At 44.0% G+C, this 13,526-nt stretch carries 13 protein-coding genes; 5 read left to right on the top strand and 8 right to left on the bottom strand.

Going from position 1 to position 13,526, the window contains the following annotated elements; translation table 11 throughout:
* Positions 1-403 precede the first annotated feature (403 nt).
* Together F6K51_RS17345 and F6K51_RS17340 are read right to left on the bottom strand one after the other, a co-directional pair.
* The gene (locus F6K51_RS17345) at positions 404-2,152 is read right to left on the bottom strand and encodes a diflavin flavoprotein (protein ID WP_293022102.1); all 1,749 of its coding nucleotides are present in this window, start codon (positions 2,150-2,152) and stop codon (positions 404-406) included.
* Complete coding sequence (locus F6K51_RS17340) at positions 2,149-2,277, bottom strand: hypothetical protein (protein ID WP_293022099.1); 129 nt, start codon at positions 2,275-2,277, stop codon at positions 2,149-2,151. Before F6K51_RS17340 ends, F6K51_RS17345 begins: the two co-directional genes overlap by 4 nt.
* 130 nt (positions 2,278-2,407) lie before the next feature.
* On the opposite strand from F6K51_RS17340, the gene F6K51_RS17335 reads away from it, so the two are divergent.
* Positions 2,408-2,830 carry a hypothetical protein gene (locus F6K51_RS17335; protein WP_293022097.1) on the top strand — a complete coding sequence of 141 codons (423 nt, stop codon included), beginning with the start codon at positions 2,408-2,410 and terminating at the stop codon, positions 2,828-2,830.
* A 3-nt stretch (positions 2,831-2,833) separates the two neighbouring features.
* Here F6K51_RS17335 and F6K51_RS17330 read toward each other — a convergent pair whose 3' ends face one another.
* Together F6K51_RS17330 and F6K51_RS17325 are read right to left on the bottom strand one after the other, a co-directional pair.
* Positions 2,834-4,552: a diflavin flavoprotein gene (locus F6K51_RS17330; protein WP_293022095.1), complete on the bottom strand. Its 1,719-nt coding sequence runs from the start codon at positions 4,550-4,552 to the stop codon at positions 2,834-2,836.
* Positions 4,553-4,750: 198 nt separating this feature from the next.
* On the bottom strand, positions 4,751-4,936 hold the full coding sequence (locus F6K51_RS17325; protein ID WP_293022092.1) for a hypothetical protein: 186 nt from the start codon (positions 4,934-4,936) through the stop codon (positions 4,751-4,753).
* A gap of 141 nt (positions 4,937-5,077) precedes the next feature.
* On the opposite strand from F6K51_RS17325, the gene F6K51_RS17320 reads away from it, so the two are divergent.
* Positions 5,078-5,875: a pantothenate kinase gene (locus tag F6K51_RS17320; protein ID WP_293022089.1), complete on the top strand. Its 798-nt coding sequence runs from the start codon at positions 5,078-5,080 to the stop codon at positions 5,873-5,875.
* A gap of 32 nt (positions 5,876-5,907) precedes the next feature.
* Here F6K51_RS17320 and F6K51_RS17315 read toward each other — a convergent pair whose 3' ends face one another.
* A complete protein-coding gene (locus F6K51_RS17315; RefSeq protein WP_293022121.1) occupies positions 5,908-6,363 on the bottom strand; it encodes an NUDIX hydrolase in 456 nt (151 codons plus the stop codon).
* 338 nt (positions 6,364-6,701) lie between these two features.
* Here F6K51_RS17315 and F6K51_RS17310 point away from each other — a divergent pair, with 338 nt between their 5' ends.
* On the top strand, positions 6,702-6,992 hold the full coding sequence (locus F6K51_RS17310) for an RNA-binding protein (protein WP_293022087.1): 291 nt from the start codon (positions 6,702-6,704) through the stop codon (positions 6,990-6,992).
* A gap of 156 nt (positions 6,993-7,148) precedes the next feature.
* On the top strand, positions 7,149-7,343 hold the full coding sequence (locus tag F6K51_RS17305; RefSeq protein WP_293022085.1) for a hypothetical protein: 195 nt from the start codon (positions 7,149-7,151) through the stop codon (positions 7,341-7,343).
* 635 nt (positions 7,344-7,978) lie between these two features.
* On the opposite strand, the gene argH is transcribed toward F6K51_RS17305, so the two are convergent.
* The 3 genes from argH to F6K51_RS17290 all read right to left on the bottom strand — a co-directional run bounded on the left by argH (position 7,979) and on the right by F6K51_RS17290 (position 11,581).
* Complete coding sequence (gene argH / locus F6K51_RS17300; protein ID WP_293022120.1) at positions 7,979-9,373, bottom strand: argininosuccinate lyase; 1,395 nt, start codon at positions 9,371-9,373, stop codon at positions 7,979-7,981.
* 470 nt (positions 9,374-9,843) lie between these two features.
* On the bottom strand, positions 9,844-10,095 hold the full coding sequence (locus F6K51_RS17295) for a hypothetical protein (protein ID WP_293022083.1): 252 nt from the start codon (positions 10,093-10,095) through the stop codon (positions 9,844-9,846).
* 28 nt (positions 10,096-10,123) lie between these two features.
* Positions 10,124-11,581 (bottom strand): PP2C family protein-serine/threonine phosphatase, encoded by a 1,458-nt coding sequence (locus F6K51_RS17290; RefSeq protein WP_293022082.1) that lies wholly within the window; start codon positions 11,579-11,581, stop codon positions 10,124-10,126.
* A 723-nt stretch (positions 11,582-12,304) separates the two neighbouring features.
* On the opposite strand from F6K51_RS17290, the gene F6K51_RS17285 reads away from it, so the two are divergent.
* Positions 12,305-13,522 carry an RNA-guided endonuclease TnpB family protein gene (locus tag F6K51_RS17285; RefSeq protein ID WP_293022119.1) on the top strand — a complete coding sequence of 406 codons (1,218 nt, stop codon included), beginning with the start codon at positions 12,305-12,307 and terminating at the stop codon, positions 13,520-13,522.
* Positions 13,523-13,526 lie beyond the last annotated feature (4 nt).

The raw sequence follows: 13,526 nt of genomic DNA, 5'->3' as shown, positions 1-13,526 counted from the left end.
TTAAGTGGGAAACCCGACCCATCACCAGCGATGGCTTCCCGAAAACAGGACGAGCAGAAGAGGTATCGGCTGGAGTTTACAGTAAGGTCTTTTGACTATGCTTGTTGAGTTTTGTCAGTCAACCAGGCGGAAAGGGTCTGGTTCATAGTCTTTTCCACACAAAGTGCAACGGAGGATATATTTGAGTTTAGACTTCATTGTGATTAGTCCTTGGCTACCGGAATATTCTAACAGCTAGTGGAAAATAGTCCCAGTGATGATGGCAGGCAAATTTACATGTAATCCTTATATATTATGGGGTTTGACAATTTTTTATCAGAACTAATCAAGCCAAGTTTTCGATCAATTGGAGCGAATTATCAAGAAGTGTTGAACATTCTAAACATTCAACACTTCTTGAAACTTAATAATAGGTTCCCGACTTACGATGATGCAGGGCAGTTACTCCATCAGATAGCACCTTCCCATTTTTAACTACCCCATAAACTAGCCAGTGGTCACCACATTCCATCCGATTTTCTACAGTACATTCCAAATAAGCTAGGGCATCACTTATAATTGGACAACCATTTTCTGCTTCTTCGATCTTTATCCCACCAAATCGTTCTTCACCAGGGCCAAAGGGTTTGATAAACTGCTTCATCAAGGGTAAATGTTTCCCATCTTCTAACACATTCAATACAAAGTTATCCCCACTGTGCATCAAAGACTCAATGGCTCGTTCTTTAGCTACCGCTACGGTTAATCCTGGAGGGGTAAAGGTAGCTTGAGATACCCAGGAAGCTAGCATCGCTCCGGTCAGGTCTTGTTGTTTAGTAGTCACAACACACAACGAACCAATCAACCGTCCCACCGCTTGCTCAGTGCGGGCAGCAGAAGACTCACCAGCAGGTTGCTTAGGTTTCCGGGCTTTTTTGGCTTTTTTCAGGGCTTGAGCAAAATCTGTACCAGCTTCTTCACAGTATTTGAGGTCTTTGTCTGTAGGCTTAAATTTCACCCGAATCGTCTCAAAGCCAAACTTGTAACCCGCATCCCGGAACTTATTTTCTAATAGGTCAATGGCTTCCCCACTCCAGCCATAGGAACCAAAAACACCCGCTAGCTTAGTTTTCGTAGCGCTAGATAAAACCATACCCAAAGCGGTTTGAACCTGGGTTGGTGCGTGACCTCCTAGGGTAGGAGAACCCATGATAAATCCGTCTGCTTTCTCGACAGCAGCTCCAATCTCTTCCGGTTCAGCTGCTTCACAGTTCAGGGATTCTACCGATACACCAGCTTTAGTGATACCTCGTGCGATCGCTTGGGCAATCGCTCCAGTATTGCCGTAAGCTGAGGCATAAATTAGAGCAACATTGGCCTCTTGAGCTTGTTGTTGCTTACTCCATTTCCCATAGGACTCAGTTAGTTCTTGAAAGCCATAGCGCACCAAGGGTCCGTGACCGGTAGCATAAAGCTTAGCATCAAAGTCTGCTAATTTAGCTAAAGCTGTTTCCACCTGTCGGGCGTGGGGTGCCATCAGGCAATCAAAATAATAGCGTCGGTCTTCGTTATAAACCTTCCAACCTTCATCCATTACCTGGTCTCCACAGACATGAGCACCAAATAATTTATCTGTAAATAGGATTTGAGTTTTAGGATCGTAGGTACAAAGCTGATCAGGGAAACGGGGATTAGGGGTAGGGATAAAATCTAGGATGTGACCTTCACCTAAATCGAGAGTATCATCCCCTTTCATCACCAGGATTTTGAGCTCCTGTTCTGGAATAGCTTTATCCTCTAGTTTCTCAAACAGAGTACGCAAAGATTTAGCACCAGGATTGGAGCAAACAAAGGTAATCTCAGGAGCAAGTTTGAGCAGAGCATTCAGAGTAACCAGGCGATTGGGATTGAGGTGACCGAGGATGACGTAATCGATCAGCTTCGGGTCAAGGCGTTCTTGTAATGCTTTTAGAAACACCTCTGTAAAGGATTCTCCTGGTGGATCAAATAGGGCGATTTGATCAGCTCGAATTAGAAAAGAATTAGCAGTGGTGCCTCGTTGCAAGGCATATTCGATTTCAAATTTGAGCCGGTCCCAAGTACGCGATCGCAATATGATCGTATCGGTCGCAATATGTAAGACTTGGACGTCACGGGGTTTTGTATTGTTCATGGGTTCAGGTTATCAGGCAGGTTATCAGGTTGAAAGTTATCAGGTTGAAAGTTATCAGGTTGAAAGTTATCAGGTTGAAAGTTATCAGGTTGAAGGTTGTTCGCGTAGCGTGGCCGAAAGGCCAAGGTTGCTAGGTTATTTGGTTGAAGGTTATTTGGTTATTTGGTTGAAGGTTGAAGGTTGTTCGCGTAGCGTGGCCGAAAGGCCAAGGTTATTTGGTTGAAGGTTACAGGTTATTTGGTTTAAGGTTAATTTTTGAAGGTTACAGGTTTCAAGTTAATCGGTTTCAAGTTAATCGGTTTCAAGTTAATCGGTTATATTCTGATCAAAACAACCTTCAACCTTCAACCAATCAACCTTCAAAAATTCAACCTTCAACCTTCAAAAATTCAACCTTCAACCTTCAAAAATTCAACCTTTAACCTTCAACAAACCAACCTTCAACCTTCAACCAATCAACCTTCAACAAACCAACCTTCAACCTTCAACAAACCAACCTTCAACCTTCAACAAACCAACCTTCAACCTTCAACCAATCAACCTTCAACCTTCAACAAACCAACCTTCAACCTTCAACCAATCAACCTTCAACCTTCAACAAACCAACCTTCAACCTTCAACAAACCAACCTTCAACCTTCAACAAACCAACCTTCAACAATTCAACAATTCAACCTAATGTTTAGTAATGATTTCCAACTTTGCGATGGTGGATAGCAGTCAGAGACTCTGGCTTAGAAACCCTTCCGGTCTCAACGGTAGAGTAAACAATCCAATGATCACTACACTCCATACGGGTGGTAACTTTACACTCTAGATAAGCTAGGGCATCGCTCAGAATCGGGGAACCGTTTTGTGCTGTTTGTGTATTCACCCCTGCAAAGCGGTCAGCACCAGGTTTGAAGCGCTTGAGGAAGTGTTTCATTAAGCTTTGGTAGTTGCCTTCTTCGAGTACATTGAGTACAAAGCGGTCTCCCACTTGCATCAAGGATTCAATCGCCCGGTCTTTGGCTACAGCAATGGTTAAACCCAGAGGCTCGAAGCTAGCTTGGGTCACCCAAGAGGCTAACATCGCACTCTTGACATCCCCTTTCTTAGCGGTGATGATGTACAATCCACCACTGAGACGACCTAGGGCTTTGTCTAGGTCTGTATCTAGGGATTTCATGTTCTTGATCAAGCGATCGCGACTCAGCCATTGCCCGATGTCAGTACCAGCTTCTTCACAAAGCTTGTAAATGGTTTCACTAGGAGTGTCTTTGATCCGAATCGCAGGAAAGGCTTCTTTGAGTCCTAGGCTTCTAAATTGACTGCGTAGGGGGTCAATCGGTTCGTCATCTTCGCCATAGGATTCAAACAGACCAACGGATTGCTTGGATTTGACCGCAGCAAGTACCGTGCTAACTGCTGCTGTAGTGGTGCTGTTTGTGGTTGGAGGCATGCCAATCACTATGCCAGCAGCACGGTTAACTGCTTCCTGAACCTCTTGGGGGTCAGCGGATTTGAGGTCCATCATCTCCACAGCAATCTCAGTTTTGGTAATGCCTAGGGCTATGGCTTGAGAAATGCGATCGCTATAGCCATAATCTGAGACATAAAACACAACAACCGATTTTTCTGCCTTGGCCTTAGCTTGACTCCAGTCGCGGTAATTTCCTACCAGTTGTTCTACATTGTGGCGCAGTAGAGGACCATGACCATTAGCAACAGTAGTCACCTCTCCCAACTTGTCCATCCGCTTGAGAGCAGATAGCACTGAACGGGCGTTGGGAGCCATCAGGCATTCGTAGTAAAATCGATAATCTGCTTCGATAGCGCTGAGGTTGTCATCATAGGTGCTAGCAGAGCAATAGTGCATGCCAAATACATCACAAGTATACAGCACCTTAGTCCCGGCATCGTAAGTGAGCATGGTGTCGGGCCAATGGAGATTAGGGGCATTAACAAAATCCAGGATATGCCCATTGCCCAAATCTAGCTGATTACCACTTTTGACAATTTGCCGCTGAAACGGTTGGTGTACAAAGTCTTCCAGAAACTGAATCGCCACTTTTGAACCAACCACAGTAATATCTGGAGCCAGTGCAAGGATATCTTTAACTAACCCACTGTGGTCTGGTTCGGTATGGCTGATAATTAGGTAATCAATATCGGTAGGGTTAATTAGTCCGGTTAGAGTATCTAAATATAGCTGGCGGAATTTTTCATGGGACGTATCGACCAAGGCAATTTTCTCGCCCCGAATCAGATACGAGTTGTACGTGGTGCCGTTTTGTAGTCCAAATTCGATGTCGAAGCGATCGCGATCCCAATCCAAAGAACGAATAGTTGTGGTATCTGGAGCAATCTCGCTAGTCTCTATGGTTAGCCGCTTTTGAACCCGGTCAGTGAGTACTACCATCCCTTTACTCCTTTATCCGCTATTTTTAAGTTATGTAACTTTTCTTTATTTTTACACAAATATTTGCTAAAGCTGGATTAGGATATGCTATCGCTCTGATTTAGGATTTATTATGGTTCAGTCACCACCAATAGCTGATAGCTAACGCCCTAGGCTCATGCTACCCTTGCCAGCTATCAGCTATTCATGGTCAATGCTTTAGGGATGCTCAGCAGTAGTGAAGACTTGGATGAATTTCTGGAACAGTCGATTAAAACGATTTTGTGCTGCACCAGCTGATAGTTCTGGCACAGGAGACTGTTTGCCAATGATTCGTTCTAGTTCAGGGATAACGTCAATGATGACTTGACCGTTTTCTCTTCCGGAACAGGGATTTTTTCCCACTGTGACTAGTCTTCCCAAAAAAAGAAATCTAGAATCGATTAGGCAAAGAAAAAGGCAAAAGGCAAATTTATTTCCCCGACTCCCGACTCCCGACTCCCATTAACCCAGTAATTTGTACTTCACCGAATTGATAACTGCTATATGACAACTAAGGCAAACAGCTTTTTAGGATTAGTGATTGGCAATTCCCGGCTACATTGGGCTTGGTTTGTGGATAACACCCTGAAAAAAGCCTGGGATACCAACCATCTAACCCCAGCAGCTGTAGAGCAGTTAATCAAGGACTGGAGGTCTAATGTAATCTCAGCGGAAATTTTCCCACCCCAGTTAGCAGCTCAGGGGACAGACCCATCCAAGCCATTACCCCTTTACATCGCTTCAGTAGTACCTGCCCAAACAGCACTCTGGCAAAACTATTCCGATACTACAATATTGACCCTTGAGGATTTACCCCTTTCCGGACTATATCCCACCCTAGGCATTGACCGCGCCTTGGCCGTATTTGGTGCTGGTAATAGGTATAGTTATCCAGTTTTAGTTATTGATGCTGGTACTGCTCTAACCTTTACTGGGGCTAACCAAAACCTACAGCTAATCGGAGGAGCTATCTTACCAGGATTGGGATTACAGTTACAGTCTCTAGCACAAAAAACTGGAGCATTACCTGCGATTGAACTACCAGCTCAGTTACCAAAGCGTTGGTCACTGGAGACATCAGAGGCAATAGCAAGTGGTGTTGTCTATACAGTATTGGCTAGTATCCGGGATTTTATTGAGGATTGGCAAAGGCAGTTTCCCAACAGTCAGATTGCTCTGACTGGCGGCGACTCTGAGCAGTTAGTTACTTATCTCCAATCCCAATTTCCTGGAATAGCGGCTCAGATTATTGTTGATCCTTACTTAATCTTTTGGGGAATGTTGTCAGTGGTTGGTAGTTAGTTGCTGCGGTAACTGTTGTGGGGAATGGGGAATTAAGCAACAGTGATATTACCCTCAAAATAGTCCTGTAACTGACGGTCATGGTCATGGCTGAGGTTTCCCTTAGGGATAGCTTCCGGTTCAAACGCCTTGACTTCACTAATTTCCAAGACGTCCTGTACCTCCATAGTTCCGGTGACATCAGCTTCTACCAGAATACAGATAGAATGGACTCTGGGGTCTCTTCCTGGTGCTGAGTAAACCCCAACTAACTGGCGAATCTTGAGCAACTCAAGTCCAGTTTCCTCGAATAATTCCCGTTCGATAGTCGTTGGAATATCTTGACCCCAGTTAACCATCCCTCCTGGTAGAGCCCACTTACCATTGTCACGACGTCGAACTAGCACAATTCGCCCATCCGGCAAGAGTGGAATGATGCTCGTACCGGTAATAGGATGTCGAAATATAATCCCGATAACGGTTTGGACAAATTGCCATAATCTTCTCATGTGATGATAGGGCTGTTGAGTGTGTGTGTTGCTTTTACTGACTGCTATGATAGACATTATGGATGCAAGTTCGGTAACGTCAGTGATTGAAAAGTCCATTGTGATGCAATTCAACGTTGAACGTCTGAGTAGTTAACAGCTAGGAGCCTAAGGAATACCTGACCGGTTCACAGGCAAAGCACTTGTGTTTAAATATCTGTCTTGATGCAAAGCGCGAGGGTCGGAAACCCCCTGATGAAGGTGCTGCATCGCTGTAATAACCAGGGTAGATATGCACCAGTGCTTCGCCCTCTCACCGACCTTCATCTGAACATGTTCGATCAGATGGACAACTCTAAATGACTATATACATTGGCAACCTAGATTATCAGGTTACCTCTCAAAACCTACAGGAAGTATTTGAGGATTATGGTACAGTATCAAAAGTAGCAGTTCCTAAAGATAGGGAAACCGGTCAAGGGCGTGGATTCGCTTTTGTTGATATGGGGACACCGGATGAGGAAGATTCGGCTATTGCTGAGCTAGATGGTGCACAATGGATGGGACGTTATATGCGCGTCCGTAAAGCTAGACCAAAGACTAACGACAACGACAACAATCGAGGAAATCGTAGTCGCAGTCAGTTCTAGAAACAGTAGGCTTCGAGGACAATCAAGAAGTCTGGTGTGGTCAAATAACTATTTGACTTTCCCTTGGGTCACATGGGTAACTTAAATAAACCAAGCTGAATTTATTGTAAGACTTGGGTTTGATAGTGTTTTTGTTTTTTTATCAATGAGGTAGACATGGCAAAGCGCCGCAATCTAAAAAAGGAAAAGGCGCAGCGGAATCAAGCTTACGCCCGTAAGTTTCGGAAATCCAAGCGTAATACGGGCCGTTTTTCCAAAAATAGACGGTACGGTAGCAAACCTCCTAAGTCGGAGGAAACAACAACAGAAACTAACGAGGATAATTACCAAGGTGGTACTGGTGCGATGTAAGGAGTCAGTTATCAGCTGACTCCTTACATCCGATGAGGTAGCTACCCGAGTTGATTAACGACTGTCGATGTAGAAAGTCGATTTAGAAAATTTAGGAGTATCGAGTCAGGAGCTTCGAATCAGAATAAGTCAAGGTTAGTAAACAGCACAAGAAAATGTCGCAGAGTCTACCAAAAACTCTTATTATTTGTTAGACTTAAATTAGGGTAACACCGACAGGGATTATTATGTAACTTAAATTAAAGCCGAAAACCAAGGGTTTAATAGTTGCGCTGTAATCCCGGTGGAACCAAATTTGTTGACATTTTTATGGCGCTCGCGGGATATTCCTGAGAGCGGAAATACCCCCTGGATGTGAAAGCATCTTGGATTGGTGGGCTAAAGTTTATCTTGGTAGACTTTGGTATCTAAAAAGTATCGGTTATGTTATTGGAATAAACAAAAGTCAAAGTATGTTTTAAGCCAAAAACTAACTAAAAAATCTTACTTCTGATCCGAAGTTTCCCGCTCCTAACTTCCCTATTATTAAGTAGTTTTGTACTGGTGCAAGATTGACCTACGGTCACGCTACGCGATTAGCCCGAAGGGCGTTGGCTAGCGAACGACAAGATCTAAGATTAGAGATAAATTAGCGATCAATCATTATTAGAAATTAGGCGATCGCATGCATCCTGAATCCCTCGCCTAACCTGGTCAAAACCAGTGCCACCATAACTATTCCGACGAGCGACGACTTGAGTCGGGGCAATGGCTTGATAAATATCCTCTGCAAAGGCTGGATGCAACGCTTGCCACTGTTCAAGGCTCAAATCCTTCAGTAACTTCCCGGATCCCAAACAACCTCTGACCACCTTACCCACCAGATTGTAGGCTTCCCGAAACGGAACCCCTTTTGAGGCTAAATAGTCAGCGACATCGGTAGCGTTAGAGAAATCTTCAGTAACTGCTGATGCTAGACGTTCGCTACGAAATTCTAACCCTTCCTGCCAGAGAATGGTCATGGCTTCGAGACAGGCTTTGATAGTGTTAACGCTATCAAACAGTGCTTCTTTGTCTTCTTGCAAGTCTTTGTTGTAAGCCAAAGGTAGCCCTTTCATCAAAACTAACAACCCTTGTAGATGACCAAAGACACGACCAGTCTTACCTCGTACCAGTTCGGGAACATCAGGATTTTTCTTTTGGGGCATGATGCTAGAACCAGTAGCACAACTATCCAGGAGAGTAACAAAGCCAAATTCCTGAGATGCCCAGAGAATGATTTCCTCTGAAAATCGGCTCAGATGTACCATGATCAAACTGGCAGCACAGAGGAATTCAATGGCAAAGTCGCGATCGCTTACTCCATCGAGGCTATTACCATAAATTCCTTCAAAATGCAAGGTTTTGGCGGTATGATGTCGGTCAATGGGGAAGGTAGTCCCTGCTAATGCCCCACAACCGAGGGGTGAGATATTCACCCGCCGTCGGATTTCCCCTAAACGCTGCCAGTCCCGCTCTAGCATTTCTACGTAAGCTAACAGGTGATGGGCTAAACTGACTGGCTGAGCCCGTTGCAGGTGAGTATAGCCAGGAATCAGGGTTTCAACATGAGCTTTGGCAAGATTGAGCAAGACCTCTTGGAAGTGACGTAACTGGCTACGAATCTGATCAATCTGCTCCCGGAGGTAGAGTCGGGTATCCGTACCAACTTGGTCATTACGCGATCGCGCTGTATGTAGCTTCTTGCCAACATCACCCACAATATCAGTAAGGCGGCGTTCTACAGCTAAGTGTACATCCTCCGCATCAACACCAGGGTTAAATTTTCCTTGGTGGTATTCTGAGCGGATTTGTTCTAAGCCAGCTACCAGCTGCTGAGCTTCCGACTCAGAAATAATGCCAGTATGGGCAAGCATCTTGGCATGAGCTACAGAACCAGTAATGTCATACTCAATCAGTTCTATGTCAAAGCCGATACTGGCATTGAAGCAAGCAATTGCTGGATGTAACGCTGATTCAAATCGCTGACTCCAGGTTTTTTGCTCAGTCACAGTTTTGGAAACAAGATAAAGGACAAAAGACGAGTTAAACGAAGTTAGATTTAGCTTGTAGGGTGGGCAAGAACATTTTGGTTCAAATGAGTCTTCTAGATAAGATAACTTTGCCCACCCTACTTTAATTGGTATTTTTTTTACACGCAACTCCCTTAGCTTGTAGGGTGGGCAAAAACATTTTGGTTCAAATGAGTCTTCTAGATAAGATAACTTTGCCCACCCTACTTTAATTGGTATTTTTTTTACACGCAACTCCCTTAGCTTGTAGGGTGGGCAAGAACATTTTGGTTCAAATGAGTCTTCTAGATAAGATAACTTTGCCCACCCTACTTTAATTGGTATTTTTTTTACACGCAACTCCCTTAGCTTGTAGGGTGGGCAAAAACATTTTGGTTCAAATGAGTCTTCTAGATAAGATAACTTTGCCCACCCTACTTTAATTGGTATTTTTTTTACACGCAACTCCCTTAGTTAAACGAAGTTAGATTTCTGAATAAGTAACCAACAACTAAGCCAATCACCAGCGCTGCAGCCTGACCAGAATCAATAAAGTTTTGCCAGGCCGTCTTGATTTGACCAAGTACATCTGGATCTTCAATAGTTTGAGCCAAAACTAGCCCATCGATGGGTAACTGAGAGTTCAGCCATCCCAAGACATCAGTCCAATCGCTAATGCATAAGAACGGAACTATTACTGTTTGTATGCCTACAATCACCATTGCTATGATTTCCTATACCTTAAATCTTTTAGTGAAACCTTGATTTTACCTGCATTACGACCAGTGTCATATCATCTCCGTTAGTTGTTGTACCAGTAAACTGCTGAACTTGCTCAAATAGGTAATCTAAAATTTCCTGAGCACTATGACTATGTTCACAGGCCCACTGGAAGCTTTGGGTGAGATTTTCCTCATCAAAGCGATTGCCATTGAGATTGGCTGCCTCGGTCACCCCATCAGTGTAGTAAATAATGGTGTCCCCTGAATCGAGCTGCACTTGAGAGTCTTCGTATTGAGAATCAACTTCTAAACCAATCAGCATCCCTGCGGTATCCAAGGGTTTGATAGAACGGGTTGATGCCTGCCACAACAACGGGGGATTGTGAGCGGCATTACTATAGGACAAAATCTTGGTTTTGGGGTCGTACTCAGAATAAAACAGGGTAACGAACCGATGGGAATTTTCCAAGTCAACATACATAACCCGATTCAAGTGTTCGAGAATGCGTGCAGGGGAGTGACCGTTTAGTACTTCTGCCCGCAGCATTCCCCTGGTCATGGTCATAATCAACCCAGCCGGAACCCCTTTGCCCATCACATCACCAATCACAATGCTCCAAGGTAAATAAGCGCTGTGCTCATCAGTGACGTTACCATCCCCGGAGTTTTTGGGTCCGAGCTGGTCGTAGTTGGTGGGAATGAAATCGTAGTAGTCACCTCCGACACGGTTAGCGGTTTTACAGAAAGCCGCTAATTCCACACCTTCAATTTCAGGGCATTGGCGCGGTAGTAGGCGGATTTGGATATCGGCACCAATTTCTAACTCTCGATCTAAGCGTTCTTTATGGCGTAGCTCAACTTTAAGTTCATCATTAGCGATCGCTACTGCAGTTTGGTCAGCCACTAACCTTACCAACTTCTGTCGTGTCGGTGTCCAGTTATATTGTGGGTCATGGCTAAAGATATACAAATGTCCTTGTTCAGCATTTTTAACCAGAATGGGAAGACTAAAAAGTTTGATATTGGGTTCAAGATAATCCCTCAAGAGTTTATCAAAGGATGCCTGAACCAGTTTCAAAGAGGTTGGTGTGTGCTGAGAATTCTCCCCTTGGCCATTAGGACTCGTAACTTGGCGGGTGGTCTTTTCTATCGCTTTACGAATAGTCTGACCCACCTGAGGGTTCTGGTAGTGTAGGTCAGAGCGTTGTACCTGACCATCTCGATTAAACAAGATTAAGGCTCCCCCATCGGCATCACTGACCCGTGCTGCCATTAGAGGAATTAACTCTAAAAACTGATTGAGATTGTTGAAGCTGCGTAAGGCAAACCCCAATGAGCTTAACAAATCTTGAACCTTGTGCTGTTCTCGATAAAGACGTGCCACCAGTTCTTTGAGGGTGGACACAGGGTTTTTCTTAGCAGCAGCATAGGAGCTGGTGCTATTGGTTGAACTTGAGGGTTGGTGGGGAATAGGCAGTGCTGTCATTGCATCAGGTGTTAGGAGCGTTACCAGTTATGCTGCACAAACCATCAGGTTAATCAGGAGTTAGAACAGATGTCTACTCAGGTTTTGTCAAGCAGCTGTTGCTGAAACTGTTGACCTGTGAAGCCTACGATGGCTGACCCTGAATCTTCACGGTAGTTTTTCTTAGGTATTGATTCAACCATGTAGGATAACTAGCGCAACAGTATGGCATCCTACAGTAGCACTGATTGCCATTTTTAGCTATTAGGGAAGTCCCAACCAATTATTCCAACTGACCTGATTTGTCTAATGATAGCCCTAATTACACTCAATGTTATTCAGGGAATCTTCTGAGTGCTGAGGGCTGATGCATTAATTAATATAACCCCATGATTTGGCATTCCACAAATTTTTCTGTTATATGTAGTCGGACATAAATAAACGGTACTGTCTCAAAAACTGTAAAATTCTTGTAACCATTACCCCAAAAGGTTTGGCCGATATTTACAAAACTTTATACAGCACCCAAAACTTTTGTCCGACTACTTACTAGTTTTATTGGAAAATTTTTTTTAACGAATAGGGGAGTTTGAGGGGTCGAAATTCCCCATCCCTATTTAGGGTGGGGGTGGATAGACCCCTGGCCGTAGGCCACGCTACGCGAACAAGGAATTAACGGAACTTGATAATTTACCACAAAGTATATATTATGATATATAAGGTCGATGGATGAGTGCAAAGACAGTGAACCATCAAGCCGTAAAAGTCAGAATTTACCCCACGCAGGAGCAAGTTCAGATACTTGCTCAACATTTTGGTTGTGCTCGTTGGTGGTGGAACTATGCATTAAATCAGTGTATAGAGACTTACAAGGAAACCGGCAAAGGGTTGTCTCGGTCTGCGCTCAATTCTATGTTGCCAAAACTCAAAAAAGATGAAAAAACTGTTTGGCTAAAAGACTGTTATTCTCAGGTTTTACAATCTGTAAGTCTCAACCTTAGTCGTGCCTATCAAAACTTTTTTGAGGGCAGGGCTAAATATCCTAGGTTCAAATCATTTCATCATCGCCAATCAATCCAGTATCCACAATACGTCAAACAAGTAGGTTACTGCTTAAAATTTCCCGGGAAACTGGGTGTTATCAAGGCTAAAATTCACAGAGAAATAGACGGGGAAATTAAAACTGTCACAGTTAGTAAAACTCCATCTGGTAAGTATTACGCTTCTGTGTTGATGGAGTATGAGTCGGACGATATAAAGCCATCCACCGACGGGAAGGTGATTGGTATTGATTTGGGTATCAAGGATTTTGCGATCACTTACGATGGCAAAAAGACCTCTAAGTTTGGTAATCCCAGACACCTAGCTAAATACGAACGAAAATTAGCCAAAAAACAGCGTATTGCCGCCCGAAAGAAAAAGGGAAGCAATGGACGGAAAAAAGCCAGAAAGATTGTAGCTAAGGTATACGAACGGATTGGAAATGTCCGCCAAGACTACCTACACAAACTATCCAGAAAAATAGTTGACAACAACCAAGTAGTAGTAGTTGAAAACCTAAATGTCAAGGGCATGGTTCGTAACCATAAATTAGCTAAAGCAATATCTGATATAAGCTGGGGAACCTTTGTGAACTTCCTGTCTTATAAGTGTGAAAAAGAAGGGAAGGTATTGGTTGAGATAGACCGGTGGTTCCCCAGTTCTAAAACCTGCTCTAATTGTCATTACCGAATCAAAGAGTTGCCACTAGATGTCAGAACTTGGACTTGCCCAAGTTGTGGAACTCATCATGACAGAGATGGTAATGCCGCTAAGAATATTAGAGCAGAAGGTATCAGAATGCTATCCTCCTCTGGGACGGGGGAGGTCAACGCTAGTGGAGAAGAAGTAAGACCAAGACGTGGACGCCCGTCCAAGTTAAGGCATTCTTCCGTGAAACTGGAAGCCCCAACCTCTACGTAGTAGG

Origin of the sequence: Moorena sp. SIO3I8 (assembly GCF_010692325.1) — a bacterium.
GTDB lineage: Bacteria > Cyanobacteriota > Cyanobacteriia > Cyanobacteriales > Coleofasciculaceae > Moorena.
Note: the sequence above shows the minus strand (reverse complement) of the source record. Positions and strands in the feature narration are given on the sequence as shown.

What these genes read in the sequence shown, in the direction of transcription:
- F6K51_RS17345 (WP_293022102.1), bottom strand. Translation starts at nt 2,152, where the DNA reads ATGAACAATACAAAACCCCGTGACGTCCAAGTCTTACATATTGCGACC.
- F6K51_RS17330 (WP_293022095.1), bottom strand. Translation starts at nt 4,552, where the DNA reads ATGGTAGTACTCACTGACCGGGTTCAAAAGCGGCTAACCATAGAGACT.
- F6K51_RS17320 (WP_293022089.1), top strand. Translation starts at nt 5,078, where the DNA reads ATGACAACTAAGGCAAACAGCTTTTTAGGATTAGTGATTGGCAATTCC.
- F6K51_RS17315 (WP_293022121.1), bottom strand. Translation starts at nt 6,363, where the DNA reads ATGAGAAGATTATGGCAATTTGTCCAAACCGTTATCGGGATTATATTT.
- F6K51_RS17310 (WP_293022087.1), top strand. Translation starts at nt 6,702, where the DNA reads ATGACTATATACATTGGCAACCTAGATTATCAGGTTACCTCTCAAAAC.
- F6K51_RS17305 (WP_293022085.1), top strand. Translation starts at nt 7,149, where the DNA reads ATGGCAAAGCGCCGCAATCTAAAAAAGGAAAAGGCGCAGCGGAATCAA.
- F6K51_RS17295 (WP_293022083.1), bottom strand. Translation starts at nt 10,095, where the DNA reads ATGGTGATTGTAGGCATACAAACAGTAATAGTTCCGTTCTTATGCATT.
- F6K51_RS17290 (WP_293022082.1), bottom strand. Translation starts at nt 11,581, where the DNA reads ATGACAGCACTGCCTATTCCCCACCAACCCTCAAGTTCAACCAATAGC.